Source organism: Stenotrophomonas sp. P5_A9 (assembly GCF_056400525.1).
Window position 1 is genome coordinate 126,900 of sequence record NZ_JBFULC010000017.1, and the last position, 25,208, is coordinate 152,107.

Annotated in this window: 22 protein-coding genes; 10 read left to right on the plus strand and 12 right to left on the minus strand. The window is 67.1% G+C overall.

The window, feature by feature from the left end; all coding sequences use genetic code 11:
• Positions 1-9 precede the first annotated feature (9 nt).
• Together zapE and AC1DR7_RS07735 are read right to left on the minus strand one after the other, a co-directional pair.
• Positions 10-1,110 carry a cell division protein ZapE gene (zapE, locus tag AC1DR7_RS07730; RefSeq protein WP_256775244.1) on the minus strand — a complete coding sequence of 367 codons (1,101 nt, stop codon included), beginning with the start codon at positions 1,108-1,110 and terminating at the stop codon, positions 10-12.
• On the minus strand, positions 1,107-1,781 hold the full coding sequence (locus AC1DR7_RS07735; protein WP_457318271.1) for an alpha/beta hydrolase: 675 nt from the start codon (positions 1,779-1,781) through the stop codon (positions 1,107-1,109). The genes zapE and AC1DR7_RS07735 overlap by 4 nt, the downstream gene beginning before the upstream one ends.
• 56 nt (positions 1,782-1,837) lie before the next feature.
• On the opposite strand from AC1DR7_RS07735, the gene AC1DR7_RS07740 reads away from it, so the two are divergent.
• Both AC1DR7_RS07740 and AC1DR7_RS07745 read left to right on the plus strand, forming a co-directional pair.
• Positions 1,838-2,704: an EamA family transporter gene (locus AC1DR7_RS07740; protein WP_457318270.1), complete on the plus strand. Its 867-nt coding sequence runs from the start codon at positions 1,838-1,840 to the stop codon at positions 2,702-2,704.
• Between the two features lie 321 nt (positions 2,705-3,025).
• A complete protein-coding gene (locus AC1DR7_RS07745) occupies positions 3,026-3,226 on the plus strand; it encodes a DUF3011 domain-containing protein (protein ID WP_478054967.1) in 201 nt (66 codons plus the stop codon).
• A 15-nt stretch (positions 3,227-3,241) separates the two neighbouring features.
• Here the strand turns inward: AC1DR7_RS07745 and AC1DR7_RS07750 are convergent, their stop codons facing one another.
• The 3 genes from AC1DR7_RS07750 to AC1DR7_RS07760 form a co-directional block, all read right to left on the minus strand.
• Complete coding sequence (locus tag AC1DR7_RS07750) at positions 3,242-4,687, minus strand: ExeM/NucH family extracellular endonuclease (protein ID WP_457318268.1); 1,446 nt, start codon at positions 4,685-4,687, stop codon at positions 3,242-3,244.
• A gap of 94 nt (positions 4,688-4,781) precedes the next feature.
• On the minus strand, positions 4,782-5,300 hold the full coding sequence (locus AC1DR7_RS07755; protein WP_256775248.1) for a c-type cytochrome: 519 nt from the start codon (positions 5,298-5,300) through the stop codon (positions 4,782-4,784).
• A 114-nt stretch (positions 5,301-5,414) separates the two neighbouring features.
• Complete coding sequence (locus AC1DR7_RS07760; protein WP_256775249.1) at positions 5,415-6,020, minus strand: TetR/AcrR family transcriptional regulator; 606 nt, start codon at positions 6,018-6,020, stop codon at positions 5,415-5,417.
• 140 nt (positions 6,021-6,160) lie between these two features.
• Between AC1DR7_RS07760 and AC1DR7_RS07765 the strand changes: the two genes are divergently transcribed.
• The 3 genes from AC1DR7_RS07765 (at position 6,161) to AC1DR7_RS07775 (ending at position 10,991) form a co-directional block, all read left to right on the plus strand.
• Positions 6,161-7,324 (plus strand): isovaleryl-CoA dehydrogenase, encoded by a 1,164-nt coding sequence (locus tag AC1DR7_RS07765; RefSeq protein ID WP_457319564.1) that lies wholly within the window; start codon positions 6,161-6,163, stop codon positions 7,322-7,324.
• 9 nt (positions 7,325-7,333) lie between these two features.
• A complete protein-coding gene (locus AC1DR7_RS07770; protein WP_256775251.1) occupies positions 7,334-8,944 on the plus strand; it encodes a carboxyl transferase domain-containing protein in 1,611 nt (536 codons plus the stop codon).
• A 64-nt stretch (positions 8,945-9,008) separates the two neighbouring features.
• The gene (locus AC1DR7_RS07775) at positions 9,009-10,991 is read left to right on the plus strand and encodes an acetyl/propionyl/methylcrotonyl-CoA carboxylase subunit alpha (RefSeq protein WP_457319565.1); all 1,983 of its coding nucleotides are present in this window, start codon (positions 9,009-9,011) and stop codon (positions 10,989-10,991) included.
• Positions 10,992-11,512: 521 nt separating this feature from the next.
• Here AC1DR7_RS07775 and AC1DR7_RS07780 read toward each other — a convergent pair.
• Complete coding sequence (locus tag AC1DR7_RS07780) at positions 11,513-12,691, minus strand: putative peptide maturation dehydrogenase (protein ID WP_256775253.1); 1,179 nt, start codon at positions 12,689-12,691, stop codon at positions 11,513-11,515.
• A gap of 191 nt (positions 12,692-12,882) precedes the next feature.
• Between AC1DR7_RS07780 and AC1DR7_RS07785 the strand changes: the two genes are divergently transcribed.
• Entirely contained in the window at positions 12,883-13,161 is a 279-nt protein-coding gene (locus AC1DR7_RS07785; protein ID WP_256775254.1) for an NHLP-related RiPP peptide, read from the plus strand.
• Here the strand turns inward: AC1DR7_RS07785 and AC1DR7_RS07790 are convergent.
• The 4 genes from AC1DR7_RS07790 to aceB all read right to left on the minus strand — a co-directional run bounded on the left by AC1DR7_RS07790 (position 13,124) and on the right by aceB (position 20,016).
• Positions 13,124-15,676, minus strand: a complete 2,553-nt coding sequence (locus tag AC1DR7_RS07790) for a putative peptide modification system cyclase (RefSeq protein ID WP_478051005.1) — start codon at positions 15,674-15,676, stop codon at positions 13,124-13,126. The two genes, AC1DR7_RS07785 and AC1DR7_RS07790, sit on opposite strands and share 38 nt — an antisense overlap.
• Positions 15,677-15,691: 15 nt before the next feature.
• Positions 15,692-16,738 carry a GGDEF domain-containing protein gene (locus AC1DR7_RS07795; protein ID WP_478051004.1) on the minus strand — a complete coding sequence of 349 codons (1,047 nt, stop codon included), beginning with the start codon at positions 16,736-16,738 and terminating at the stop codon, positions 15,692-15,694.
• A gap of 272 nt (positions 16,739-17,010) precedes the next feature.
• Positions 17,011-18,303 carry an isocitrate lyase gene (gene aceA / locus AC1DR7_RS07800; protein ID WP_256775257.1) on the minus strand — a complete coding sequence of 431 codons (1,293 nt, stop codon included), beginning with the start codon at positions 18,301-18,303 and terminating at the stop codon, positions 17,011-17,013.
• Between the two features lie 63 nt (positions 18,304-18,366).
• Positions 18,367-20,016: a malate synthase A gene (gene aceB, locus AC1DR7_RS07805; RefSeq protein ID WP_457319158.1), complete on the minus strand. Its 1,650-nt coding sequence runs from the start codon at positions 20,014-20,016 to the stop codon at positions 18,367-18,369.
• 107 nt (positions 20,017-20,123) lie between these two features.
• Here aceB and AC1DR7_RS07810 point away from each other — a divergent pair, with 107 nt between their 5' ends.
• Both AC1DR7_RS07810 and AC1DR7_RS07815 read left to right on the plus strand, forming a co-directional pair.
• A complete protein-coding gene (locus AC1DR7_RS07810) occupies positions 20,124-21,092 on the plus strand; it encodes a LysR family transcriptional regulator (RefSeq protein WP_457319159.1) in 969 nt (322 codons plus the stop codon).
• 14 nt (positions 21,093-21,106) lie between these two features.
• Positions 21,107-22,009, plus strand: coding sequence for a LysR substrate-binding domain-containing protein (locus AC1DR7_RS07815; RefSeq protein ID WP_457319160.1), 903 nt, complete (start codon positions 21,107-21,109; stop codon positions 22,007-22,009).
• Here the strand turns inward: AC1DR7_RS07815 and AC1DR7_RS07820 are convergent.
• Complete coding sequence (locus AC1DR7_RS07820; RefSeq protein WP_457319161.1) at positions 21,999-23,276, minus strand: MFS transporter; 1,278 nt, start codon at positions 23,274-23,276, stop codon at positions 21,999-22,001. The genes AC1DR7_RS07815 and AC1DR7_RS07820 overlap by 11 nt on opposite strands.
• Positions 23,277-23,408: 132 nt before the next feature.
• Entirely contained in the window at positions 23,409-24,032 is a 624-nt protein-coding gene (gene lepB / locus AC1DR7_RS07825) for a signal peptidase I (protein WP_478051001.1), read from the minus strand.
• A gap of 177 nt (positions 24,033-24,209) precedes the next feature.
• Here lepB and AC1DR7_RS07830 point away from each other — a divergent pair, with 177 nt between their 5' ends.
• Positions 24,210-24,626 carry a hypothetical protein gene (locus AC1DR7_RS07830; RefSeq protein ID WP_457319163.1) on the plus strand — a complete coding sequence of 139 codons (417 nt, stop codon included), beginning with the start codon at positions 24,210-24,212 and terminating at the stop codon, positions 24,624-24,626.
• A 3-nt stretch (positions 24,627-24,629) separates the two neighbouring features.
• Complete coding sequence (locus tag AC1DR7_RS07835; RefSeq protein WP_457319164.1) at positions 24,630-25,079, plus strand: 3-dehydroquinate dehydratase; 450 nt, start codon at positions 24,630-24,632, stop codon at positions 25,077-25,079.
• Positions 25,080-25,208: the final 129 nt, after the last annotated feature.

Below are 25,208 nucleotides of genomic sequence, written 5' to 3' on the forward strand. Positions count from 1 at the left end.
GCCGCCCGGTCACGCCCGGTGCGGCGTGCCCAGGTACTCGGCGCTCTGCATTTCGATCAGGCGCGAGGCGGTGCGCTCGAAGGCGCCCTGCAGGCGCGTGCCCGAGTACAGCGCGACCGGGGAGTCGGTGGCGGTGCAGACCAGGTTGACGTGGCGGTCGTAGAGTTCGTCGATCAGGTTGACGAAACGACGCGCGGCATCTTCGTTGAGTGTGTCGAAATGCGGAATGTCGCCCAGCAGCACGGTGTTGAACTCGTGCGCGATCTCGATGTAGTCCGACGGCCCGCGCGGACCTTCGCACAGCGCCTTGAAGTCGAACCAGACGATGCTCTTGCCGCGCCCGCGTACCGGGATCTTGCGGCTTTCGATCTCGATGTTGCCCGGCTTGGCGGGCTGGCCACCGCTGAGCTCGGCCCAGCGCGTGTCCAGCCAGGCATCGCTGCCGGCATCGCGTGGGGCCTGGTACACCGGCGAGCGGGTCAGCGCCCGCATCCGGTAGTCCTCGGTACCTTCGGCGTACAGCTCCACGCAGTAGGTCTGCAGCAGGCCGATGGCGGGCAGGAAGCTGTCGCGCTGCAGGCCGTTGAGGTACAGGTTTTCCACGGCGGTATTGGAGGTGGTCACCAGGGTCACGCCCTCGGCGAACATGCGCTCGAGCAGGCGCGCCAGCAGCATTGCATCGCCGATGTCGGTGACGAAGAACTCGTCCAGCACCAGCACGCGCAGCTTGCTGCGCCATTCCTGGGCGATCTTCGCCAGCGGATCGCTCTGTCCCTGGTGCTCGCGCAGGCGCTCGTGGATGCCGCGCATGAAGCGATGGAAATGGGTGCGGTACTTCTGTTCGATCGGCAGCCCGTCGTAGAACAGATCGACCAGGAAAGTCTTGCCGCGTCCCACCCCGCCCCAGAAATACAGGCCCTTGACCGGCTCGGGCTTCTTCCAGAATGCGGAGAGGCGGTCCAGCCAGCCGTCCTGGGCGCTGTCGACCAGCGCGAGATGGATGCGATCCAGCTCGGCCAGGGCGGCGTGCTGGGCCGGGTCGTTTTGCCATTCGCCCCGGGCCACGCCATCGGCGTAGCGCTGCGACGGGGTCATCACGGTGTCGCTCATGCCGCGTCGGGGGCCGCGTCGGGCAGCCACTGCTTGACGCCATGGATGAGCGCGCCGCGCAGGTCGACGATCTTGCGGTGGAAGAAGTGGCTGGTATCGGGCATGCGCACCAGTTCGTGCGGTGCATCCATACCGTCCAGCCAGTCATAGACCGCCTGCGGATCGACGATCTCGTCTTCCTCGCCCTGGACCACCAGCCACTGGGCCGGCGGCTGCATGCCCTCGAAGTCCCAGCGCCCGGCCGGCGGCGCGATCGAGATCAGCGTGGTCGGCTGCAGGTCGCCCGCCGCGCGCAACGAGACGTATGCCCCGAAGCTGAAACCGGCCAGCCATAGCGCCTGGCCCGGCCGCTGCGCACGCACCCAGGCGGCGACGGCCTTGAGGTCGTCCTGCTCGCCCACGCCATTGTCGAAGCTGCCGGCCGAGTCGCCGACGCTGCGGAAGTTGAAGCGCACGGTGGCGATGCCCAGGTCGCGCAGCGCGCGCGCCGCCATGGTCACCACCTTGTTGTGCATGCTGCCGCCCTCGGTGGACAGGGGGTGGCAGACGATCGCCACCACCGGCTGCACGGCGACATCGGCCTCGGGCAGATCGACCACGACATCGAGCGGACCGACCGGTCCGTCCAGCGTCAGCGCACCGCTTTCTTGGGGAAATGGGGGATTGTGCATGGCGTCATAATACCGTCCCTCCGCGTGCTTCACCGCCGCCCCTGCCAGGTCCGTACATGCACTATCTGGTTTTCAGCGTTCTCTGCAGCGTGCTGGTCTCGGTCCTGCTGAAGCTGGCGCCGCGCCGGCGGCTGGACATGCCCCAGGTGGTGACCTGGAATTACCTGGTCGCCAGCGTGCTCAGCGCAGTGCTGCTGCAACCCTCGCTGGCCTCGCTGCAGACCGCGCATGCGCCGTGGGCCGCTCTGCTCTGTCTGGCCGTGGCGCTGCCGGCCATCTTCCTGATGATGGGCGGCGCGGTGACCCGCGCCGGGATCGTGCGCAGCGATGTGGCCCAGCGGTTGTCACTGCTGCTTTCGCTGCTGGCCGCGTTCCTGGTGTTCGGCGAGACGGCCAACGGTTGGAAGCTGGCCGGGCTGGGATTGGGGCTGTTGGCGATCCTGGGTATCAGCGCGCGCCCGCGGGCCGGTGCGGCCGAGCCCACCGGCGGGCGGGCCTGGCCGTGGCTGCTGGCAGTGTGGGTGGGCTATGCCCTGGTCGACATCCTGCTCAAGAAGGTGGCGTTGTCGGGTACGCCCTCGATGGCGGCGCTGCTGGCCAGCTTCTGCCTGGCCTTCGTGCTGATGCTTGCCCTGCAGCTATGGCGCCACCTGCGCGGGATCGCCCGCCTGCAATGGCGCAACGGGGTTGGTGGCGCCCTGCTCGGCCTGCTCAACTTCGGCAACATCCTGTTCTACGTGCGCGCCCACCAGCACCTGCCGGACAGCCCGGCGGTGGTGTTTGCCGGCATGAACATCGGCGTGGTGGTGCTGGGTGCGCTGGTGGGCATGCTCGGCTTCGGCGAGCGCACCAGCGTGTGGAACCGGGTGGGCCTGGCGCTGGCCGTGGTCGCGATCGGGTTGATCGCGTGGGGCACGTGGTAGGCAGCGACCAGCCTCATTGACGCAACAAACCGCGCAGTCGCGACGCGATGTTTCGATTGATACGCCGACGGAGATCACATTCGCACCTGCCAGATCGTGGACCCCACTACATAGACTCGCGGGTCTCCACTGGCCAGGAAGCCTCCTGTGACACGACCATCCTCTGCGCGACTCCTGACATCACTGGCATGCCTGGCCTTGGGCGGCTGTGCGAGCCTGGGGGGATTCCCTGATTTCACCGCACCGGCCTACCCGCCACCATCCCATTACCCGACCTATCCCCCCGCGTATCCCGTTGGGGGCGACCGACCGGATTCAGAGGTGGTGAGCTGCCACAGTAGTGACCACCGCTTCCAACGCTGCAACGTACAGATTTCGGCAAAAGACACGGTGCACCTGATCAGCCGGGATTCGCGCTCGCCGTGCGAGTTCGGCCGTGACTGGGGCCAGGACCACAGCGACCTTTGGGTCGACAACGGGTGCCGCGCCACCTTCCGGATCGAACGCCACTACTGGCGATGAAGTGACGATGCAGGATCAGCGATCAAACCCCAGCAGCAGCGGATCATGGTCCGAGCTGCGCCATGGGCCGGCTTCGTTGCGGTCGCGGTAGCCGACATCGTCGGCCTCGTCGGCGTTGATGTGCCACTCCGCAGCGGCGCGCAGGCGCTTGGCCATGCCCGGGCTCAACAGCGCGTGGTCCAACCGGCCGGTCATACCGTTGTAGACATAGCTGTAAGGCCGTTCAACCTTGGCCACGGCGAACGCATCCCGCCAGCCGGCCGCGTGCAGGGTGCGGATCGGGTCTTCCATCGCGTAGGCGTTGAAGTCGCCCAGCAGCACCGCATCGCGGGTGCCCGCGCCGGTGGGATCGGTCGCCAGCCACTGGTCCAGCAGCGTGGCCGAGGCGACCCGGGTGGCATTCCAGCAGGCCTGGCCGTCCTTCTGGTCAGCGTCCGCGCCGGTGGCGTCGGAGCAGCCCTTGGATTTGAAGTGATTGGCCACGACCACGAACGGCGCGCCCTTGCCCGCACGGAAGGCCTGCGCCAGCGGCACGCGGCTGCGCTCGCCGAAGGGCTCCTTCGCCAGCACTGCGGGGGCCCCGACCGGGGTCACGCGGGAAGCACGATAGAGGATGCCGACCCGGATCGGGTTGTCGCCCGGGCCCTGCCGGGCATCGATGAAACGCCAGTCGGCCCCCTCGCCTCGATCGGCGTTGAGGGCATCGACCAGTTGGGCGATCGCCGACTGCGGACCGTAACCATCGTTCTCCAGTTCCATCAGCGCGGCGACATCGGCACCGAGGGCGTTGATGGTCGCCACCAGTTTGGCTTTCTGCGCCTGATGCTCGGCCAGGGTACGGGCGCCGCGCAGGGTCGGGTAACCGCCGCCCTGACCATCCCCGTTGAAGAAATTCTCCAGGTTGAACGCCGCCACGTGCAGGGCGCCCGCCACCACCGGCACCGCCGGGCGTTCCAGCGCCGGCAGGTTCAGCGGGCGGGTCACCTGCAGACGGGTGTTGCCCTTGGGATCGATGCGGACGATGCCTTCGATATTGCGCAGGACCATGCCGGTGCGCAGGTTCGCGGCCGCCGGCAGGTAGGCGGCCGGGCCAGGATCACGGGCATCGCTGCCATCGTCCAGCACCAGCCGGCGATGCAGGTTGTCGGCCATCACCTGCGCGTGCCCCGCGGTACCGGGAGCGGCCACTTCACTCGGCTGCCACAGACGCCCACCGAAGGCCACGGTCAGCTCACCGAAGCGCGACAGGCCATCGGTGCCGGCCAGGGTCAGCGGCGCGGCGATGCGCACCTGCTGGCCATCCAGCGTGCGCCAGTCGGTCGGCGGCGCGGTCAGGGTGACCGTGGCCGACGTGGTCGGCGCCGGACGCACCTGCGGCGAGGTGGCGGGCTGCGGCTGGGCGGCATGGACCGCGCCGGACAACGCCAGCGCGAGGGCGAACACGAGGGGGGTACGGCGCATCGGAAGCAGGACTCCAGGAAAGTGCGACAAGGCTAACCACATAAAGTGAAACGCCGCCCTTCGGCGGCGTCGGTGGCCTGATCCGGCAAAGCCGTCATTTCAGGTTGGCGAGCATCCAATCGACCGTGGCATGGATCTGCTCCTCGGTCAGCGCCGGATTACCGCCCTTGGGCGGCATGATGCCACCGTCCGGGCCGGTGTAGCCCTCCACCGCGTGCTTGTAGAGCGTGTCCTTGCCCTGGGCGATGCGCGCATCCCAGTGGCTGTGGTCCAGGGTCGGTGCCTTGCCCACGCCATTGGTATGGCAGGCGGTGCACAGGTTGTCGAAGATGACCTTGCCGTCGGTGGTACCGCCGTAGGCCACCTGCGAGGCGGCCTTGGCCAGGGCCGCAGCCTTGGCCGAGGCCTGCGCGGCGGCGCCGGTGCTGCCGGCATAGACCGCGCCGGCCGGGGCAATGCGCTGTTCAGTGCGCTTGGCGGCCAACGGGGAGACTTCCGGGGGAATGCTGGTGTGCAGGTAGGCAGCGAACAGAATCAGGCCGAGCGTGATGGCCATCAACAGCGCGATGACCATGGAAAAGCGTTTCAGGAACTCGAGGTCGTAATTCCGCACTCTCTATACCCCTGGCTGGTAGTCGTTGGACCACGGCTTGTCGGTCGAGTATGACCAGCGTCAGCGGGGCTCTGCAAGCTGCCACTTTCTATCGCAATGCAGCATGGGCATGGCTCAGCCGCCCGCGGCCCGCAGGCAGAAAACACAGATCGACTCCACCAGCGCGTGTTCGTCGCCGTGCGCGTCGCGGCTGGGCGCGGTTGGACCGACCAGCGCTTCGGTGAACGCACCGACGATGCAGGCCGCCGCCACGTGGGTGTCCTGCGGCGGAAAGGTGCCGTCCTCGATGCCGTCGGCGACGATGCGCCGGAACACCTCACCGAACAAGCGGCGACAGCGGATGCGCTCGGCTTCCACCTCCGGATCGACCGGCTCGGCGATGAAGGCGTAGGCCAGGCCGGGGCCGGCCAGCGCCCGCCGGACGAAGGCGGTGATCGCCCGGCGCAGGCGCTCGGGGGCGGGCAATGGCTCGGCGGCAATGGCTTCAAAGATGCGCAGTTCGTGCTCGACCGCGGCGGTGAGCACCTCCACGAACAGCTCGGCCTTGGACGGGAAGTGGCGGTAAATCAACCCGGTGGAGACCCCGGCCTCCGCCGCCACGGCGGTCACCGGGGCGTTGCGGTAGCCGCCGGCGGCCACCAGCGCACGGGTCGCCAGCAGGATCCGTTCGCGGGCCCCGGCGAGGCGTTCTTCCATCAGTGCGGAGCGTTTGTAGGCCATTTGTTGATTCTATGTTCAATTTTTGAATTTGTGTTCACTTCTTCTGCAAACCCCGCTACGCTGGGCCAAATCGCCCGCGGGACGGTCCTTGCCGTCCACCTCAACCGGCGCGTCCCTTCCAGCTGTTGCGGAGTCGCCCCATGCACGTCCCGACCATGAATTTCGATCTCGGCGAAGAGATCGACCTGCTGCGCCAGAGCGTGGCCCATTTTGCCTCGGTGGAAATCGCGCCGCTGGCGGCCCAGGCCGATGAAGAGAACCTGTTCCCCAATGCGCTGTGGCGCAAGCTCGGCGAGCAGGGCCTGCTCGGGCTGACCGTGGAGGAAGAATACGGCGGCAGCGGCATGGGTTACCTGGCCCACGTGGTGGCGATGGAAGAAATTTCGCGCGTCTCCGGCAGCATCGGCCTGTCCTACGGCGCGCACTCCAACCTGTGCGTGAACCAGCTGCGCAAGAATGGCACCGAAGACCAGAAGCAGCGCTTCCTGCCCGGCCTGTGCAGCGGCGAGAAGGTCGGTGCGCTGGCGATGAGCGAACCCGGCGCCGGCTCGGACGTGGTGTCGATGAAGCTGCGCGCCGACAAGCGTGGCGACCACTACGTGCTCAACGGCAACAAGATGTGGATCACCAACGGCCCCGATGCGGACGTGCTGGTGGTCTACGCCAAGACCGACCTGGAGGCCGGTGCCAAGGGCATCACCGCGTTCCTGGTGGAGAAGGGCATGAAGGGCTTCTCCACCGCGCAGAAGCTGGACAAGCTGGGCATGCGTGGCTCCAACACCTGCGAGCTGGTGTTCGAGGACTGCGAAGTGCCGGAAGAGAACGTGCTGGGCGCGGTCGGCGGCGGCGTCAACGTGCTGATGTCCGGCCTGGATTTCGAGCGCGTGGTGCTGTCCGGTGGCCCGCTGGGGCTGATGGCCGCGGCCATGGACGTGGTGATGCCCTACGTGCACGAGCGCAAGCAGTTCGGCCAGGCCATCGGCACCTTCCAGTTGATGCAGGCCAAGCTGGCCGACATGTACGTGGGCCTCAACGCCTGCCGCGCCTATGTGTATGCGGTGGCGCGCGCCTGCGACCAGGGCCGCACCACCCGCCAGGACGCCGCCGGTGCGATCCTGTACTCGGCCGAGAAGGCCACCTGGCTGACCGGCCAGGCCATCCAGGTACTGGGCGGCAACGGCTACATCAACGACTACCCGACCGGGCGTTTGTGGCGCGATGCCAAGCTGTATGAAATCGGCGCGGGCACCTCGGAGATCCGCCGCATGCTGATCGGCCGCGAACTGTTCCAGCGCACCAAGTAAGGGCACGCCATGACCGTCTTGAGCACCCAGCTGCAACCGGGCAGCGAACTTTTCGACGCCAACCGCGCTGCGTTGCAGGCGGTGGTCGATGACCTGCGCAGCACCCTGGCGCGCACCGCGCTGGGTGGCAGCGAGGCCGCCCGCGCCAAGCACACCGCGCGCGGGAAGCTGCTGGTGCGCGATCGCATCGATGCCCTGCTTGATCCGGGCAGTGCCTTCCTGGAAATCGCGCCGCTGGCCGCGCACGGCATGTACGGCGATCCGATCCCCAGTGCCGGCGTGGTGGCCGGCATCGGCCGGGTGTCGGGCGTGGAATGCGTGATCGTGGCCAACGATGCCACGGTCAAGGGCGGCACCTACTACCCGATGACGGTCAAGAAGCATCTGCGCGCGCAGGAAGTGGCCGAGCAGAACCGCCTGCCGTGCATCTATCTGGTCGATTCGGGCGGTGCGTTCCTGCCGCTGCAGGACGAGGTCTTCCCCGACCGCGATCATTTCGGTCGGATCTTCTACAACCAGGCCAACCTGTCAGCGCAGGGCATTCCGCAGATTGCCTGCGTGATGGGCAGCTGCACCGCCGGTGGCGCCTACGTGCCGGCGATGAGCGATGAAACGGTCATCGTGCGCGAACAGGGCACCATCTTCCTCGGCGGTCCGCCGCTGGTGAAGGCGGCAACCGGCGAAGTGGTCACTGCCGAAGAACTCGGCGGCGCAGACGTGCACACGCGCATCTCCGGCGTTGCCGACCACATGGCCGACAACGACCTGCAGGCGCTGGCCCGGGTCCGCGCGATCATCGCCCAGCTCAACTGGCGCAAGCCCGAGCCGGCCCTGGCCGTGCAGGCCCCGGTTGAACCGCGCTACCCGGCCAGTGAGCTGTATGGCGTGATTCCCGCCGACACCCGCAAGCCCTACGACGTGCGCGAAGTGATCATGCGCATCGTCGACGATTCGCGATTCGACGAATTCAAGCCGCGCTACGGCGCCACCCTGGTCACCGGCTTCGCGCACCTGCACGGCTACCCGGTGGGCATCATCGCCAACAACGGCATCCTGTTCTCCGAGTCCGCGCTGAAGGGCGCGCACTTCATCGAACTGTGCACCCAGCGCGGCATCCCGCTGGTATTCCTGCAGAACATCACCGGCTTCATGGTCGGCCGCAAGTACGAACACGGCGGCATCGCCAAGGACGGCGCCAAGCTGGTAATGGCGGTGGCCTGCGCGAAGGTGCCCAAGTTCACCGTGGTGATCGGCGGCTCGTTCGGCGCCGGCAACTACGGCATGTGCGGCCGCGCCTACTCGCCCAACTTCCTGTGGATGTGGCCGAACGCGCGCATCGGCGTGATGGGCGGCGAGCAGGCCGCCAGCGTGCTGGCCACGGTCAAGCGCGACGGCATCGAAGCCAAGGGCGGGCAGTGGTCGGCCGAGGACGAGGACGGCTTCAAATCCCCGATCCGCGACCAGTTCGAGCAGCAGGGCCACCCGTATTACGCCAGCGCGCGGTTGTGGGACGACGGCGTGATCGATCCGGCCGATACGCGCCGCGTGCTGGGCCTGGCCTTGTCGGCCAGCCTCAACGCGCCGGCGCAGAAGACCGCGTTCGGTGTGTTCCGCATGTAAGGCACGCGCGGCACCGCGAGGTGCCGCCCCCTGCTCCGCCATTGGCCCGCGCCACGAGACCTCCATGTTCACCAAGATCCTGATCGCCAACCGCGGCGAAATTGCCTGCCGTGTCATCGCAACCTGCCAGCGCCTGGGCATCGCCACCGTGGCGGTGTACTCCGACGCCGACCGCAACGCGCGCCACGTGCGCCTGGCCGACGAGGCCATCGCGATCGGCCCGGCGCCCGCACGCGAGAGCTACCTGCGCGGCGACGCCATCCTGGAGGCCGCACGTCGCACCGGCGCGCAGGCGATCCACCCCGGCTACGGCTTCCTGTCCGAGAACGCCGGCTTCGCCAAGGCCTGTGCCGAGGCCGGCATCGTGTTCATCGGCCCCTCGGCCGACGCGATCCGCGCGATGGGTGACAAGAGCGCGGCCAAGGCGCTGATGCACAAGGCCGGCGTGCCACTCACGCCCGGCTACCACGGCGACGACCAGGCTCCGGACTTCCTGCGTGCCCAGGCCGATGCGATCGGCTACCCGGTACTGATCAAGGCCAGCGCCGGCGGCGGCGGCAAGGGCATGCGCCGCGTCGACGCCAGTGCCGACTTCATCGACGCGCTGGCCAGCTGCCAGCGCGAGGCGCAGTCGGCGTTCGGCAATGCGCATGTACTGGTGGAGAAATACGTCGAGCGTCCGCGCCATATCGAGATCCAGGTGTTCGGCGACAGCCACGGCAACGTGGTCTACCTGTTCGAGCGCGACTGCTCGGTGCAGCGCCGCCACCAGAAGGTGCTGGAAGAAGCCCCCGCCCCGGGCATGACGCCCGAGCGTCGCGCGGCGATGGGCAAGGCCGCCGTCGATGCGGCGCGCGCGGTCAACTATGTCGGTGCCGGCACGGTGGAATTCATCGCCGCGCCGAACGGCGATTTCTTCTTCATGGAAATGAACACCCGCCTGCAGGTGGAGCACCCGGTCACCGAGTGCATCACCGGCACCGACCTGGTGGAATGGCAGCTGCGTGTGGCCAGCGGTGAACCGCTGCCGCTGCAGCAGGAGCAGCTGCAGATCCGCGGCCATGCGCTGGAAGCGCGCCTGTACGCCGAAGACGCCGACCGCGGCTTCCTGCCGTCCACCGGCACCCTGCACCACCTGCGACTGCCGTCGGGCAGCGCGCATGTCCGCGTGGACGCCGGTGTCGAGCAGGGCGATGCGATCACCCCGTTCTACGACCCGATGATCGCCAAGCTGATCGTCTGGGACGTGGACCGCGATGCCGCGCTGCGCCGCATGCAGCAGACCCTGGCCGAGTGCGAAGTGGTCGGCGTGACCACCAATGCCGCGTTCCTGCGCCGGTTGGTGATGACCGATTCGTTCGCCACCGCCAACCTGGACACCGCGCTGATCGAGCGCGAGCAGGTTGCGCTGGCACCCAACGCGGACAATAGCGATCCGGCCTTGTGGGCGATGGCCGCCATTGCCGCGATCAGCAGCCAGGGTGCGGCCCGCATCGACGCGCGTGACCCGCATTCGCCCTGGCAGCAGCAGGACGGCTGGCGACTGGGTGCACGTGCACCGCGCACGTTGACGCTGGAGCACCGCGGCACCCAACAGTCGGTGACGGTGCAGCAGCAGGACGGCGCGTGGTCGGTGACCGTCGGCGATGCGCGCGTGATCGCCCACGGCGGCCTCGAGGGCGATGCCCTGCGCGTGCAGAGCGGTGATGCACTGCACCGCGCCCGCGTGGTGCGTGATGGCGATGCGCTGTATCTGTTCGGCAGCGAAGGCGCGCAGCGCTTCACCCTGCACGATCCGGTCAGCGAAGCGAACCAGGGCGTCGCCGACGCCGGCAGCCTGCTCGCGCCGATGCCCGGCCGCATCGTCGCCACGTCGGTGGCTCCGGGCACGAAGGTCAAGCGCGGCGCGCCGCTGCTGGTGCTGGAAGCGATGAAGATGGAGCACACCCTGCAGGCGCCGGCCGATGGCGTGGTGCAGGGGTACCGGGTGAAGGCGGGCGATCAGGTGGGGGATGGAGCGGTGCTGGTGGATTTCGAGGCGGAGTAAGCGTTACTGCCGGTGGGCCAAGCATCCAGTAGTGTGCGGCTGAGGCGTCTGATTCTTCGCGTTGTGCAACCCAGCCAGCGGTGCACGGTCGATGGATCAATCCCCGACCGCGCCCAACGCTACGTCTGCTGCACCGCCGAGAGTGCTTCCACACATGACCATCACACTTCTGGACCGCCCGTGCGCGGACGATGTCTTCCGCGCCCGGTTTGTGCCACAGCCAACGCAGGCGTGCCGATAGATAGGCCTGGCTTGGAATACCGATGCATACATGCCCCGACTGGCTGTGCATGAGCAACCTCGCCAGCATGGCGGAAATGCAACTGGCTCGAGACGCCTTGGTGAACTATCCGTCCAGCCACAGGGCCGCGATGACCGTGGTATTTCCGTTTGAAGCTGGGCAGGTCCACAGAGTCATCAAATAGCACCTCTGCTGTTCTGAGCGCATCGCGCTACACGCCTCAAGAGCCGTAGATCTGCTTCGCCGTCCAGCATCCTGGCAGCGCAGTAGATTGTTCCTGTCAGGCCCGGTCCGTCGACACCCATACACGCCCCACCGGATCCAACTCGGCGGTGGTCATGGCCTCGGCGCGCCAACCAAATCCGCACACGGCCAGCACCCCGTCAACCATCGGATCGAAACCAAGCAATCCCTCGATCTCGGATTCGTTGATGGCGGCGGTGACAAAGGCACCGAGCCCCTGCGCCGTGGCGGCGGTGTACAACGCCTGCGAGACATGCCCGACATCCAGGGTGACGGCGCGGTATGCCTTGACATGATTGCGGTACTTCCAGAAGTTGCGGCCAAACCGGCAGACCAGAACCACCATGACATGCGCGGAGGCGAACCAGTACTGCCCCGACAGCAGGCGCAGGCATAGCGCGTCCAGGTCGTCGGGTTGGGTGGTTTGGCGTCCCAGCTCGTGTGCGATGGCGTGATAGTGATAGATACCCGGCGAGAGTCCCTCCACATCCCGAGCGATGACGTAGGCCTCCAAAGGGTGGAGGCTTCCTGCCGACGGCACGTTCTTCTTCAGGAATCGCACGCCCGGCTCGGTCTCCACCTGGGCCTGCGCCATCAGTACGTTCTGCAGCATGCCGGCCAGCATGCTCAGTGGCACCGGGCGATCACGCGCGTAGTTGCGGCAGGTAGTGCGGCCTGCGAGCAGTTCTGCGACGGCGTCCGGCGCTGGCCGTGGGAGTGCTATGGCACCAGACACCCGGGCGGGTGCCTCGGCAGGCGGCTTGCCCAACTGCTGGACCAGCTCCTGCGCGGTGACCAGCCGGTTTTTCTCCATCTCGCCGGCGCTGTCTACGCCCGACCAGCGGGAGTGCCGGTGATGGATCGCGGAAAGCGCCCACCAATGCCCATCACGCACACGCTGATCGGCCTGCCTCGCCGCGACCGGCTCACCCCGCTCGGTGATCAGCAGACCTACGTCCCGCAATCCCAGCACCAAGGCAAGCTCCTCGGGCTCCTCGGGAAATGCCTGCCACTGTTCCGCACTGCTCTGAAGGAGGAACATGCAGGCGGGGACCGCCAAGGCAACAGGTTCGTCCAGATGGGCTGCGCGCACCAGCAAGCGGCGTTCGAACCCGATGCCTGTGCCACCTGCCAGCAAGTTGTCGAGCGAGAACACCGGCTGCTCATCTGGGAGGACGGCCACGGCGTAACACCGACGATACCTTGAGATGTTCATGCGTATCCTGCTGGCTGAAGGTCTGGCCGATTTTCAAAGATACCGAATCGGGATGCACATGGATATTGAATGAAGCTCCTTCCGACGGCAGCGTTCTCAAGACCGGCAAGAGCTGGCCGCTATGGATACCGATACCGTGACATCCGATGCTGCGCATTACTTCCTGACATACACAACTGGACCTTCTGCATATGGCGAATCACAAAGTACCGCTTTCCCTTTCCGATGCTGCCGCACTTCTGGATCTGCTGACAACCGACGATGCGTTCCGCGCCGCATTTCAAGCAAACCCGGCAGAAGCGCTTAAGCAGGTGAGTGAAGCTGCGGCGGAAGCGGCGGTCGAGTGCGCCATGCCGGGCCAGCTCGCATCAGTGGAAGAGCTGCTGGCTTCGCGCGCTCATCTCACCGGTCATCTCACCGAGAAGGGTATGTTCACCGTGCCGCATTGCTTCGTTGCGGGCGGCCAGTAATACGAGGATCTCGTCCCGGCGCCGCCTTGGCGACGGGACACCCCGACCGGGGCGGATAGGCCACGCTGTCACGGACGTTCAACGAGCGAAGCACCGCAGATCCTGCAACCTCGCCATAGGCCAGCCCACGCTGGCTTCGCAACCACTCCTGCTGCGCTGCCTCTCCCTGGGTATCACCGGCGTCGCGTAGCGCGGACGCCAATACACTGTGCGCCTGGAAGAGCTCATTGCCATTGATGAGCACCTTTAGCTGACGTGCCGCGCCGGCCGGGTCGCCAGCCATGCGTTGTTGATTGGCCTTGACGACAGCTAACAGCTCAGTGGTCTTCGCATCGCCTATCTCACTGGATAGTGTTTGCATCTGCGGCGTGTGACGGGCGAATGCGTCGCCCAACCCCATCCGTTGTGCCGCATACATCATCGATGCGGCGAAGAATAGCCGCTGCCCGCGATCATCGGCAGAGGGATCACCGGCAAGGGCAAGCAGGGACCCGAACGTCTTCTCCACCCGAACGCGAGACGCACACATTCCCGATGCCGCCTGGGTGACGACGGCAACCACGGAAAGGAACTCGCACACCGAAGCAGAATCTTTGCAGTTTGCAGCCGCCTCTACTGCCGCCGCTGCAGCAGCCTCCGTGTCCCCGCGATCCAAGTCCAGCGAGACCCCTTCCAGCCACTGTGCAGGCCCGGGGCCTGGAATGGCCGCCAGCATCTTGCTGGCCTTTTCAACATCACCGGACGCGGCGATCGCCGCCACCATATGTCTGTTTGTCTCACCGTTTGACATCGTCAACGCGCGGCGCTGGGTGGCCAACGCGGCGTTCAATTTTCCTTGTGCCAATTGAATGCGCCCAAGCAGATGCAGCGTCACCGGCCTCAGCGGGTTCTGTTGAACGTCGGCAGCTGCAACGGCACTCTCTGCTTCTGCGTACCGCCCCAGCAGGAATGCCGCCCAGGCATGGTTCACCCGTGCCCCATGATGGTCAGGGTAGAGATTCTCCATCGTCGCCCAGGCATCCAGCGATGCGGACTCATTGTTCGAGAGCAGGTCCAGCTTCCATGCGTCCAGATACAACTGTTCCCTCGTCGTCAGGCGACTGCGCAGGCGGTCAACCTTCGCCAGGATGTCCCGCGCTTCATCCCGCTTGCCGAGGCTAACCAGCACGCGCATCTGCGCAAGCCAGGCCATCGCAAATTCGGGGTCGATGTTGGTGGCTATCTCAAAGTACTTTCGCGACTCTCTCACCTGGTCGTCGCCATACATTGCCTGGCCCTTGGCATATGCGTTCAGGGCATCCAGGTTTGCCGTCGCAACTTCCGGCAGGGGATTGGAGGCCCGCTGCACGTCCGACAGGGCTTCACCCAGGCGGCCGCGCAATTGAGCGACTACCTCATCGGTGGAGGACAGCGCCGAGCTGTAGCCCCTTCCATCGGCGTATACGCTATAGACAGACTTCTTGCTCACCGGATCGATCACGTCAATCGAGACCCGGAGCTTTCCGTGGATTTCGCGGACGGACGGTACAAGCACCGCCCTGGCACCGTCGCGTGACGCAATCTGGACCGCGGCGGCCCGGTCGATGATGCTGCCTGGCGCGCGCATCATCCGCCCCATCGTRTCGCGGGTCTTGAGATCGCTGAGCACGTTCACGTATCGGGACTGTTCAAGGCTGATCCGAAACGCCTGTCCGAGCCCATCATTCAACAGCGGATTGCCGGTCGCATTCTCGATATCGGCCAACACCACCCAGTCTCGCTCGGCAAAAGCGATCGCCGGCTCAGGACGGGCAATCAGCCAGATGGTCAGAATTGTGGTCACGATCAGCGTGGCCTGCGCTGCCATCGCGATCGGGCGACGCCAAAGCGGGATATCCCGCATCGCCTTGGAAGAGGCCCGAGGACGCTGGAGCGGCGGAAGCGACGGCCCATGGACGCCAAATACTTCGAGTGGCTGCGGAACGCCCTTGAAGCGCCAGCGTCCAAACGACTTCCATTTCAAGCCATTGCCGGTCTCTCCTAGTCTGTCCACGAGTCGTCGCACCATCGACTCGGCAGTGGAGGACACCAATATCTGGCCGGGACGCGCCAGCTGCATCAGCCGGGCCGCCATCGGTTTGGCCAGGCCCTCCACTTCGACAGCCTTGGCACCGAACGCCACGGCTTCAGCGCTGTTGTTCCACAGGATCACCTCGCCCACATGCAGGCCTGCGCGCGCGCGTATCGGGATGCCGCACTGATCGCCCAACCGCTGCAGGTTGTGTTGGTAATCCAGCGCAAACCCCAGCGCATCAATCGCCCGATCAAACAACAGGAACAGCCCATCGGAGCGGTCGATCTGCTGCCCATTCCACTGCTGCTGCAACGTCAGCACCAACCGGTCGTGCTGCTGGAATAGCTCGGCGGCGGCCGCATCGCCAATCCGCTCGACCAGGATCAACGAATCGCACAGGTCGGTAAACAACAACGCCCGCATCTGCGGTGCCTGGGTCGACGTTCCGTTGTCGCCATTCATGCCGTTCTTCCCGCGTCAGGGTATGACGGTCGCGGCACGCGACCAGTGCAGCCGGTTGCCGCCCAGGCGCTTGGCCTGGTACAGCGCGTTGTCGGCGCGAGCGTACCACTCGCTCCAGTCGGTATGGGGCTCGAGCAGGCGCACGCCGATGCTGACCGGACAGACGTGGGGCACGCCGTGGGCGCGGTCCATCAGGCCGTGCACGGCGCTGAGGATGAACTCGGCGGCGTGCTGCAGGCTGTCCTGGTCGGCGCTGCGCAGCAGCAGGCAGAACTCGTCGCCGCCCAGCCGGCAGGCCATGTCCCGTTCGGTGGCCACCGAACGCAGGATATTGGCCACGCTCTGCAGCACGCGGTCGCCGGCCTGGTGGCCGTATTCGTCGTTGACCTGCTTGAACCGGTCGCAGTCGATCAGCAGCAGGCCTTGCGGGGGGCCGTCGTCGTGGCTGCGGCATTCCTGCAGGTACAGCGCCAGGCCGCGGCGGTTGTGCAGGCCGGTCAGCTCGTCGGTGCGCACCAGCTCGCGCGTGTGGGTGAGCTGGTGGGTAGTGACGTAGAGGTTGTCCAGCGCGGTTTCCAGGTCGTGGTTGCGCCGGCGCAGCTGCCGGATCAGGACCTGTTCGTTGCTGACCACGCGCATGATCGTGCGGCGCAGGAAATAGGCGATCAGGCCGGGGTCGCGTTCGACCAGCCGCTGGAAATCGCCGTTGCCCAGCTCCAGCACGACGCTGTCGGCCACGGCGCGGGCATCGGCGCTGCGCGGGTGGTCGCCGATCAGCAGGCCGAGTTCACCGAAGAATTCATTGCGCCCCAGCGACTTCACCAGCAGGTCTTCGCCGAAGTCCAGTTCGATGCAACCGCTGACGATCACATACATGGTGTCGCCGGGTTGACCCCGATGGAACAGGTGGTCACCCTGGGGCAGGAGGCGCTCCTGGCCGAACTCGGCGAACAGGTCGAATTCGCTCGGGCTCAGGATGGCGTGCACGATCTCAGCCATCGCCGTCTGGGCGATGCCTGGTTCCTGTTCGCACACATTCGCCGCCGCAACCTTGCCGGTCATCCCGTGCACCCGCTTCCCAGCGTTCCCCCGGTGAGCGGATGAGGATAGCACCCCTAAAAACTGTGCGCCTCATCCCATTTCAGAGCACGGACGCCGTACTTTTTCGACCGGCCCGGCACATCCCCCTTCCATACGCGCTCCGGATCGGCCAGCGGCCACCGGATCCACGCGGCGCCGGCCGTCGAGCGGTCCGAACAAGGCGACGGGCGGTCTCGTTGCCGCCCGTCACGCCGGCCTTCCCTGGCCGCCCTTAGGGGAGCTGCAGGCGCCGGTCAGGCCGCGCGCTCGGCGTTGAACTGCTCTTCCTCGGTCGAGCCGGTCAGCGCGGTGGTCGAGGACTGGCCCTGCTGAATGGCCTGGGTGACCGCGTCGAAGTAGCCGGTGCCGACCTCGCGCTGGTGCTTGACCGCGGTGAAGCCGCGATCGGCGGCGGCGAACTCGGCCTCCTGCAGCTCCACGAAGGCGCTCATCTGGCGGCGCGCGTAGCCGTGGGCCAGGTTGAACATGGAGTAGTTCAGGGCGTGGAAGCCGGCCAGGGTAATGAACTGGAACTTGTAGCCGTATGTGGCGATTTCCTTCTGGAAGGTCGCGATGGTGGCGTCATCCAGGTTCTTCTTCCAGTTGAAGCTGGGCGAGCAGTTGTAGGCCAGCAGCTTGCCGGGGAACTTGGCATGGATGGCCTCGGCGAACCTGCGCGCGAACTCCAGGTCCGGCTTGCCGGTCTCGCACCAGATCAGGTCGGCATAGGGCGCATACGCCAGGCCGCGGCTGATCGCCTGGTCCAGGCCGTTGCGGGTGCGGTAGAAGCCTTCCGGGGTGCGCTCGCCGCTGGCGAAGGGCTGGTCGTTGGGGTCGATGTCGCTGGTCAGCAGGTCGGCGGCCTCCGCGTCGGTGCGGGCCACCAGCAGGGTCGGCACGCCCATCACGTCAGCGGCCAGGCGCGCGGCGTTGAGCTTTTCGATGGCCTCGCGGGTGGGCACCAGCACCTTGCCGCCCATGTGCCCGCACTTCTTCACCGAGGCCAGCTGGTCCTCGAAGTGCACCCCGGCCGCGCCGGCCTCGATCATCGCCTTCATCAGTTCGAAGGCGTTGAGCACGCCGCCGAAACCGGCTTCGGCATCGGCCACGATCGGCTGCAGGAAGTCGATATCGTCCTTGCCCTCGGCATGGTGCAGCTGGTCGGCACGCAGCAGCGTGTTGTTGATGCGCTTGACCACCGCCGGCACCGAGTCGGCCGGGTACAGCGACTGGTCGGGGTACATCTGGCCGGCCAGGTTGGCGTCGGCGGCCACCTGCCAGCCGGACAGGTAGATGGCATTCAAACCGGCCTTGACCTGCTGCATGGCCTGGTTGCCGGTCAGCGCGCCAAGCGCGTTGACGAAGTCTTTTTCCTGCAGGTAGGTCCACAGCTTTTCCGCGCCCAGCCGGGCCAGCGAATGCTCCACGTGCACGGTGCCGCGCAGGCGCACCACGTCGGCGGCGGTGTAGTTGCGCTGGATGCCCGCCCAGCGCGGGTCGGTGTTCCATTCGTGCTGGATCTGTTCGGCGGTCGGCAGCGTGCTCATGGCGTTTCTCCAGGGGGGAATACGTTGAATGGGTGAAGCGATGCTGGAGGCGGGCGGTACAGGTCAGTCCAGACGGTCGTAAGCGGGCAGGGTCAGGAAATCGGTGAGTTCATCGCGGCGGCTGAGCTGCGCCAGCAGCGCGATGGCTTCGTCGATGCGGGCGGCACCGGGCAGCGCACTGCGGTCGCCAAGGCGTGCGGGAAGCTGGGCCAGGGTGGCGTCGAGCAGGGGCAGGTCGATGGCGGTGCCGTCGTCGAGCTGCTGGCCGGGCACGTGCAGCCACTGCCACAGTTGGCTGCGGCTGATCTCGGCGGTGGCCGCGTCCTCCATCAGGTGGTGGATCGGCACGCAGCCGTTGCCGTCCAGCCACGCGGCCAGGTAGCGCACGCAGACTTCCACGTTGCCCTCGAAACCGGCGCGGGTGATGGTGCCGGTGGGCGCGGCGATCAGCGCATCGCGCCCCACCTGCACATCCCGGCGCAGTACCGCGTGCTGGTTCGGCCCGGGCATGTGTTCGTCGAAGATCGCCTGTGCCACCGGGATCAGCGCCGGATGCGCCACCCAGGTGCCGTCGTGGCCGGCGGTGACTTCGCGCAGCTTGTCCGCCCGCACCCGCGCCATCGCCTGTTCGTTGGCGGCGGCATCGTGGTTGATCGGGATCTGCGCGGCCATGCCGCCCATCGCATGCGCGCCGCGGCGGTGGCAGGTGCGGATCAGCAGTTCCGAATAAGCCTTCAGGAACGGCTGGGTCATGGTCACCTGGCCGCGCTCGGGCAGCACCTTGTCGGCGTGGCGGCGGAAGGTCTTGATGTAGGAAAAAATGTAGTCCCAGCGCCCACAGTTCAGGCCGACGATGCGGTCGCGCAGCGCATGCAGGATCTCGTCCATCTCGAACACCGCCGGCAGTGTTTCGATCAGCACCGTGACCTTGATCTGCCCGTGCGGCAGGCCGAGCATGCCTTCGATGTGCGACAGCGCGGTCTCCCACAGCGCCGCCTCTTCCATGCTCTGCAGCTTGGGCAGGTAGAAGTACGGGCCGCGCTGTTTGCACATCAGCGTGCGCGCGTTGTGGAAGGCGAATACCGCCGCATCGAACAAGCCACCGGCGATTGGCTGGCCGTCGATGCGCACGTGCTTTTCGTCCAGGTGCCAGCCGCGCGGACGTACGATCAGCACGGCCTGTTCGTTGAACGGACGCAGCGCGTACTGCTTGCCCGGCTTGCCGTCCACCGACGGGCCGGTGTGGGTCAGATCGCCGCGCACCGCGCCGATCAGCGCCTGCTGGCCGGCCAGCAGGTTGCGCCAGGCCGGTGCGGTGGAATCCTCGAAGTCGGCCATGAACACCTTGGCCCCGGAGTTCAGCGCGTTGATGACCATCTTCGGGTCGGTCGGGCCGGTGATCTCCACGCGGCGGTCCTGCAGCGCGTCCGGCAGCGGGGCGACGGTCCAGTCTTCATTGCGGATCTGCGCGGTGTCGGCGCGGAAGTCCGGCAGCCCGCCGCCATCGAAGAACGCCTGGCGCGCCACCCGGGCCTGCAGCCGGCGCTGGCGCTCGGGCTCCACCGCACGGTGCAGCGACACCAGCAAGGCCAGTACCCCCGCCGGCAGCAACGCGGACTGGCCGGCGAGCTGGGTGGTCAGCGTGATCCCGGGGGTGGCGGGGGCATCGGCCGGGGTGGGCTGGGCAGTGGCGAAAGCGGCGACGGCGGACATGGCGGGCTCCTGCAATGCGGTAGGGCTTCACCGTGCGCCGCCGTACCGTATTTGACAAAACAGTTATCGCAATGCATTACATAAGGTGAGCTTATACTCGTGACACCATGCCCACACCGCGCCCGCCAAGTCCCCGGTTTTCCTACAAATCCGATCGGCTCAAGCCGCTGCGGGCGTTCTGCCAGACCGTCCGGCTGGGTTCGGTCTCGCGTGCGGCTGAGGCGCTTTTCGTCAGCCAACCGGCCATCAGCCAGCAATTGCAGGCGCTGGAGCGCGAAGTGGGGGTGGTGCTGTTCGAGCGCAGCGGGCGCCGGCTGGTGCCCAGCCGCGAAGGCCAGCTGCTGTTCGAGATGGCCCAGCCGCTGGTGGAGAACCTGGACGGGCTGGAGGCCAGCTTTCGCGACAAGGTGAAGGGGCTGGACGCGGGCGAACTCAACATCGCCGCCAACAGCTCGACCATCCTGTACCTGCTGCCGCGCATCGTGGAGCGCTTCCGCCAGCGTCACCCGGACGTGCGCCTGACCCTGCACAACGCGATCAGTGCCGACGGCACGGAACTGCTGCGCAGCGATGCGGCCGACCTGGCGGTGGGCTCGATGACCGACGTCCCGGCCGACCTGAGCTATGCGCCGGCCTACCGTTTCGAGCAGGTGCTGATCACCCCGCCCGACCACCCGCTCACACGGGTGAAGGAACTGACCCTGGAGGCGATCTCCGCCTATCCGCTGATCCTGCCACCCAAGCGCCAGATCACCTACCGACTGGTGGACCAGGTGTTCCAGCGCCAGCGCATGCCCTACACCGTGGCGCTGGAAGTGGGCGGCTGGGAGGTGATCAAGCAGTATGTGGCGATGGGCATGGGCATCTCGATCGTGCCGGCGTTGTGCCTCAACGATGCCGACCACGACAAGCTGCTGACGCGCTCGATGAGCGCCTGGTTCCCCGAGCGCAGCTATGGGGTGATCGTGCGCCGTGGACGCTTCCTGTCGCCGCAGGCGCGCGCCTTCATCGACCTGATCCAGCCGGACCTGTTCACGCCGCGCAGCTATGATGAAAGCGGTCATTCCGAGCGCTGACGCAGGCCCCTTCCATGCCGATCGAACTGCGCCACCTGCGCTACTTCCTGGCCGTCGCCGACACCCTGCATTTCGGCCGCGCGGCCGAGCGCCTGGGCATGTCGCAGCCGCCGCTCAGCCAACAGATCCGCCAGTTGGAAACCCTGCTCGGTGCGCGCCTGTTCCTGCGCGCCAATCGCCGCGTGGAACTCACCGATGCCGGCCGCGTCCTGCAGGAGCAGGCACGTGAGGTGCTGGCCCGGGTCGACACCGCGATTGATCTGACCCAGCGCGCGCAACGCGGCGAAACCGGCGAGCTGCGCATCGGGCTGACCCGTGCCACGCCGCTGTCCACGCAGATTCCCCGGGCGATTTTCGCCTACCGCCAGCAGTTTCCGGAGGTGCAGTTGAAGCTGCGCGAGATGAACACGCTGCAGCAGATCGATGCGCTGATGGCCGGCGAGCTGGACGTCGGGCTGATCCGCAAACGTGCTTTGCCGGCACCGTTGATGTCGCGCAAGCTGTTCAGCGATCCACTGGCGCTGGTGGTGCATGGCCAGCATCCGCTGGTACGCGGTCTGGCCGCCGACGCACCAGTGGCATTGCGGCTGTTTGCCCATGAGCCGTTCGTGGGTTTCCTGCGCGAGGTCGGCGCGGGCATCCACGATCATTTCATCGCATTGTGCCGCAGCGCCGGCTTCACCCCGCGTATCGTGCAGGAAGCCGGTGAGGCCTCGACGTTGATCAGCCTGGCCGCCTCCGGGCTGGGCGTGACGGTGCTGCCATCCTCGTGCAGCCATATCCAGGTCGACGGTGCACGTTTTGTCGCCCTGAGCGACCGCGCCGCCAGTTCGGAAGTGCACGTGGCCTGCCGGCGCGGTGCGGCCTCGCCGCTGATCGCGCACTTCACCCGGCTGCTGCAGGGCGTCAGCGGCTGAGCGCGAGCGCGGCGGCGGCGGTCGGTTGCACGCGCTGCCGCAGCCGCCAGGCAATCGCGCCGCCGGCCACGGTCAACACGCCGACGAAGCCGCACACGCCCAGCCAGTCCCAGTGCGTGTAGAACACGCCGCCGATCACGCCGGCCACGCTGGAGCCCAGGTAATAGGCGAACAGGTACAGCGCCGAGGCTTCCGCGCGCATCGCCCCGGCACGGCTGCCGACCCAGCTGCTGGCTACCGAGTGCCCACCGAAGAAACCAAAGGTCACCAGCGCGATGCCCAGGGCCATGCAGCCCAGCCACGGCAGCGCCAGCAGCACGATGCCCAGCGCGATCAGCCCGTAGCAGATCGCCAGCACGCGGCTGCGACCATGCCGGTTGGCCTGCTGCCCCATCCACGCCGAGCTGAAGGTGCCCACCAGGTACACGCTGAAGATCAGCCCGACCACGGTCTGGCTCAACCCATAGGGCGGGGCGAGCAGGTGGTAGCCCAGGTAGTTGTAGAGGGTGACGAACACACCCATCAGCACGAACGCGGTGGCGAACAGCCACGGCAGCCCGGGATCGGCGAACAGACTGCGCCAGCGTGCCGGCAGTTCGCGCAGGCCGCCGCGACGGCTCTGGAAGTGGCGGGAGGGCGGCAGCTGGAACCACAGCAGCACGGTGCTCAGCAGCGCGATCGACGACACCACGCCGATGCCCCAGCGCCAGCCCCAGTGGTCGGCCACGATGCCGGCGATGAGACGGCCGCTCATGCCGCCGATCGCATTGCCGCCGATGTACAGGCCCATGGCCAGGCCCAGCGCGCGGCTGTCCATTTCTTCGGCCAGGTAGGTCATGCCCACCGCCGGCACGCCGCTCAGCGCGATGCCCAGCAGCGTGCGCAGCACCAGCAGGGTGGACCAGTCATCGACCATCGCCGTCGCCACCGACAACACGCTGGAGGCCAGCAGCGCGGCGACCATCACCCCGCGGCGGCCGATGCGGTCGGAGATCAGCCCGGCGATCAGCATCGACACCGCCAGCAGCCCGGTGCTCAGCGACAGGGTCAGCGCGCTGTTGGCTGCCGAGACGCCGAAGTGCCGGCTGAACTCGGGCAGCAGCGGCTGCACCGTGTAGAGCAGGCCGAAGGTGGAAAAACCGGCCAGGAACAGTGCCGCGGCGGTGCGCCGGAACGCCGGCGTGCCTTGCTGGATGTGGTCCGCAGCCGCTGCCGTGGCGGGGGCCTGGGGGCTGCGGGCGGGGACCGCTGCGGTGTCGCCATTCATGCCGGTAAGGCCCGTGTGTCCGGGCCGGAGTGAAGAGTCAGCGCTCAGGATAGGCAGCGCCGACAGGTCGATCCATAACCTGGACTGTCTGGATCGAGACGTCCGACATCTCGATTCAGATCACGCGCCGGGTTAGAGGGACTGCCAGGTCAGGCCCTCGCCGCGCCGGTAGTAGACCCGCGCGGCCTTGCCATACAGGGCGGAGGCATCCACCAGACCGAAATAGCGACCGTCGGCGCTGTTGCCACGGTGGTCGCCAAGCATCAGCACCTTGCCGGCCGGCACGGTCAGGCCGCTGATGTCCGGACCGCCGCCCTGGCCGAGGTCGAGCTGGGCCAGGTGCTGGCCGAAGTCCTCGATCTCGCCCGCGCCGGCCTCGGCCAGCGGCTGGCCGTTGATGCTCAGGTGGCCCTCGTGCAGTTCCACCCGGTCACCGCCGACGGCGGCGATGCGCTTGATCAGGCGGATGCCGTCCACCGGCGAGTCGAACACCGCCACGTCGCCGCGCTGCGGCTGGCCGGTGTGCAGCAGTTCAACCGAGGTGAACGGCAGGCGCAGACCGTAGGCGCGCATGTCCACCACCACCCGGTCGCCCGGCATCAGGGTGTGCTGCATCGAGCCGCTGGGCACCTGGTAGTGGTTGGCCAGCGAGTCGCGTGCGGCCAGCAGCAGGCCGAGCATCACCGCCAGCGGGAGCGCTTCCTTCTTCAGCCAATGCAGCATCCGGTTCGGGGCAGCAGCGGTGGAACTATCCATGGCAGGGCGCTCTCAAGGGGTCTGGTTGTGACCGGCCGGCGGTGGCCAAGTTCCCGGTGGTTGGTGCAGAAGCTACGCGATATTTACGCGCGGAAGCGGCCACCGGCATGGCGGTTTTACGGGCCCCGGTCGCATCGTGGCGTCACCGCGCCGCAGGGCGCTTGTTCGAGGTGTTCCATGACCATCCTGATGATCCGGCACACGCCGCCTGGCGCGGCGCCGGATGCCGCGCCGGTGCCTGCCCGGGTCGCCGGGCACCGCCTGGCCTGCCGCGATTGCGACTCGCTGCCGGCGCTGGTGCGTTGCCTGCAGCGGGCCCAGCGCAGCCGTCCTGCCTTGGTGCTGATTGCCACGACCGCCGTCGATGGCCATCAGTGGGCGCGTTACGGCCAGGCGCTGCGCAGTGCGCTGGAGGCGTTGCCGGCGCCGTACATCGAGATGGCCAGCAACGACGACGACGCGCTGGATGACCACCTGCACCCGCAGCACGCACCGACCGCGCGGGTGGTGTGCAGCAGCGGCCGCGACGATGCCTGCCGGCTGTCGCTGGCGATCGCCGCGCGTCGCCTGCAGGTCGTGCCGGAGGGGGCCTGAGCCATGTCGATCTTCATCATTCGCGGGCCGGAAGCAGCCGGTCCGCTGATCCGCACCGCGCAGCCGTTGCCGGCACCGGTGTTGAAATCGCTGGTGCACCGTGCGATCGATGCCGGCACCACGGTGGCAATCCGCGCCTGCGGCTCCGAACAGGAACTGCTGGACGCGCTGCGCGTGGCCGACCACAGCCGCGGCGAGGTGACGCTGCTCGATCCGGGCGCCTGCGTAGGCAGCGTGCGCCTGCACCGGTTGCTGCCGCATCTGCACAATGTCTACGTGGAAGTGCACGACGATGACACCCGGACGCCGGAGGCGTGCCTGCCGGCGGACGTGGGCCAGCGTATCGGTGTGGCGCACGGGTACCGCGCGCAGAGTTACATGCATGCACTGGAGATCGCGTTGGACCATCTTGGGTGCAGCGAGATCGTGGAAGGCGTGCACGTGGGGACGTGAGGGGTATTGCCGCCACGCGGGGCGGTCGGTGGGTCGGGCRCTGGGCCCCATGCCCTTTCCGGCGAATGTCCCCCGGTGTCGGCCTGCGGCCGCCCCCTCCTCCTTTATTTCGCCTCCAAGGGCATGGGG

Bases quoted from the DNA above. Each gene is read 5' to 3' on its own strand.
- zapE (WP_256775244.1), bottom strand. From the start codon at position 1,110: ATGAGCGACACCGTGATGACCCCGTCGCAGCGCTACGCCGATGGCGTG.
- AC1DR7_RS07735 (WP_457318271.1), bottom strand. From the start codon at position 1,781: ATGCACAATCCCCCATTTCCCCAAGAAAGCGGTGCGCTGACGCTGGAC.
- AC1DR7_RS07740 (WP_457318270.1), top strand. From the start codon at position 1,838: ATGCACTATCTGGTTTTCAGCGTTCTCTGCAGCGTGCTGGTCTCGGTC.
- AC1DR7_RS07750 (WP_457318268.1), bottom strand. From the start codon at position 4,687: ATGCGCCGTACCCCCCTCGTGTTCGCCCTCGCGCTGGCGTTGTCCGGC.
- AC1DR7_RS07760 (WP_256775249.1), bottom strand. From the start codon at position 6,020: ATGGCCTACAAACGCTCCGCACTGATGGAAGAACGCCTCGCCGGGGCC.
- AC1DR7_RS07765 (WP_457319564.1), top strand. From the start codon at position 6,161: ATGCACGTCCCGACCATGAATTTCGATCTCGGCGAAGAGATCGACCTG.
- AC1DR7_RS07770 (WP_256775251.1), top strand. From the start codon at position 7,334: ATGACCGTCTTGAGCACCCAGCTGCAACCGGGCAGCGAACTTTTCGAC.
- AC1DR7_RS07775 (WP_457319565.1), top strand. From the start codon at position 9,009: ATGTTCACCAAGATCCTGATCGCCAACCGCGGCGAAATTGCCTGCCGT.
- AC1DR7_RS07780 (WP_256775253.1), bottom strand. From the start codon at position 12,691: ATGAACATCTCAAGGTATCGTCGGTGTTACGCCGTGGCCGTCCTCCCA.
- AC1DR7_RS07785 (WP_256775254.1), top strand. From the start codon at position 12,883: ATGGCGAATCACAAAGTACCGCTTTCCCTTTCCGATGCTGCCGCACTT.
- AC1DR7_RS07795 (WP_478051004.1), bottom strand. From the start codon at position 16,738: ATGACCGGCAAGGTTGCGGCGGCGAATGTGTGCGAACAGGAACCAGGC.
- aceA (WP_256775257.1), bottom strand. From the start codon at position 18,303: ATGAGCACGCTGCCGACCGCCGAACAGATCCAGCACGAATGGAACACC.
- aceB (WP_457319158.1), bottom strand. From the start codon at position 20,016: ATGTCCGCCGTCGCCGCTTTCGCCACTGCCCAGCCCACCCCGGCCGAT.
- AC1DR7_RS07810 (WP_457319159.1), top strand. From the start codon at position 20,124: ATGCCCACACCGCGCCCGCCAAGTCCCCGGTTTTCCTACAAATCCGAT.
- AC1DR7_RS07815 (WP_457319160.1), top strand. From the start codon at position 21,107: ATGCCGATCGAACTGCGCCACCTGCGCTACTTCCTGGCCGTCGCCGAC.
- AC1DR7_RS07820 (WP_457319161.1), bottom strand. From the start codon at position 23,276: ATGAATGGCGACACCGCAGCGGTCCCCGCCCGCAGCCCCCAGGCCCCC.
- lepB (WP_478051001.1), bottom strand. From the start codon at position 24,032: ATGGATAGTTCCACCGCTGCTGCCCCGAACCGGATGCTGCATTGGCTG.
- AC1DR7_RS07830 (WP_457319163.1), top strand. From the start codon at position 24,210: ATGACCATCCTGATGATCCGGCACACGCCGCCTGGCGCGGCGCCGGAT.
- AC1DR7_RS07835 (WP_457319164.1), top strand. From the start codon at position 24,630: ATGTCGATCTTCATCATTCGCGGGCCGGAAGCAGCCGGTCCGCTGATC.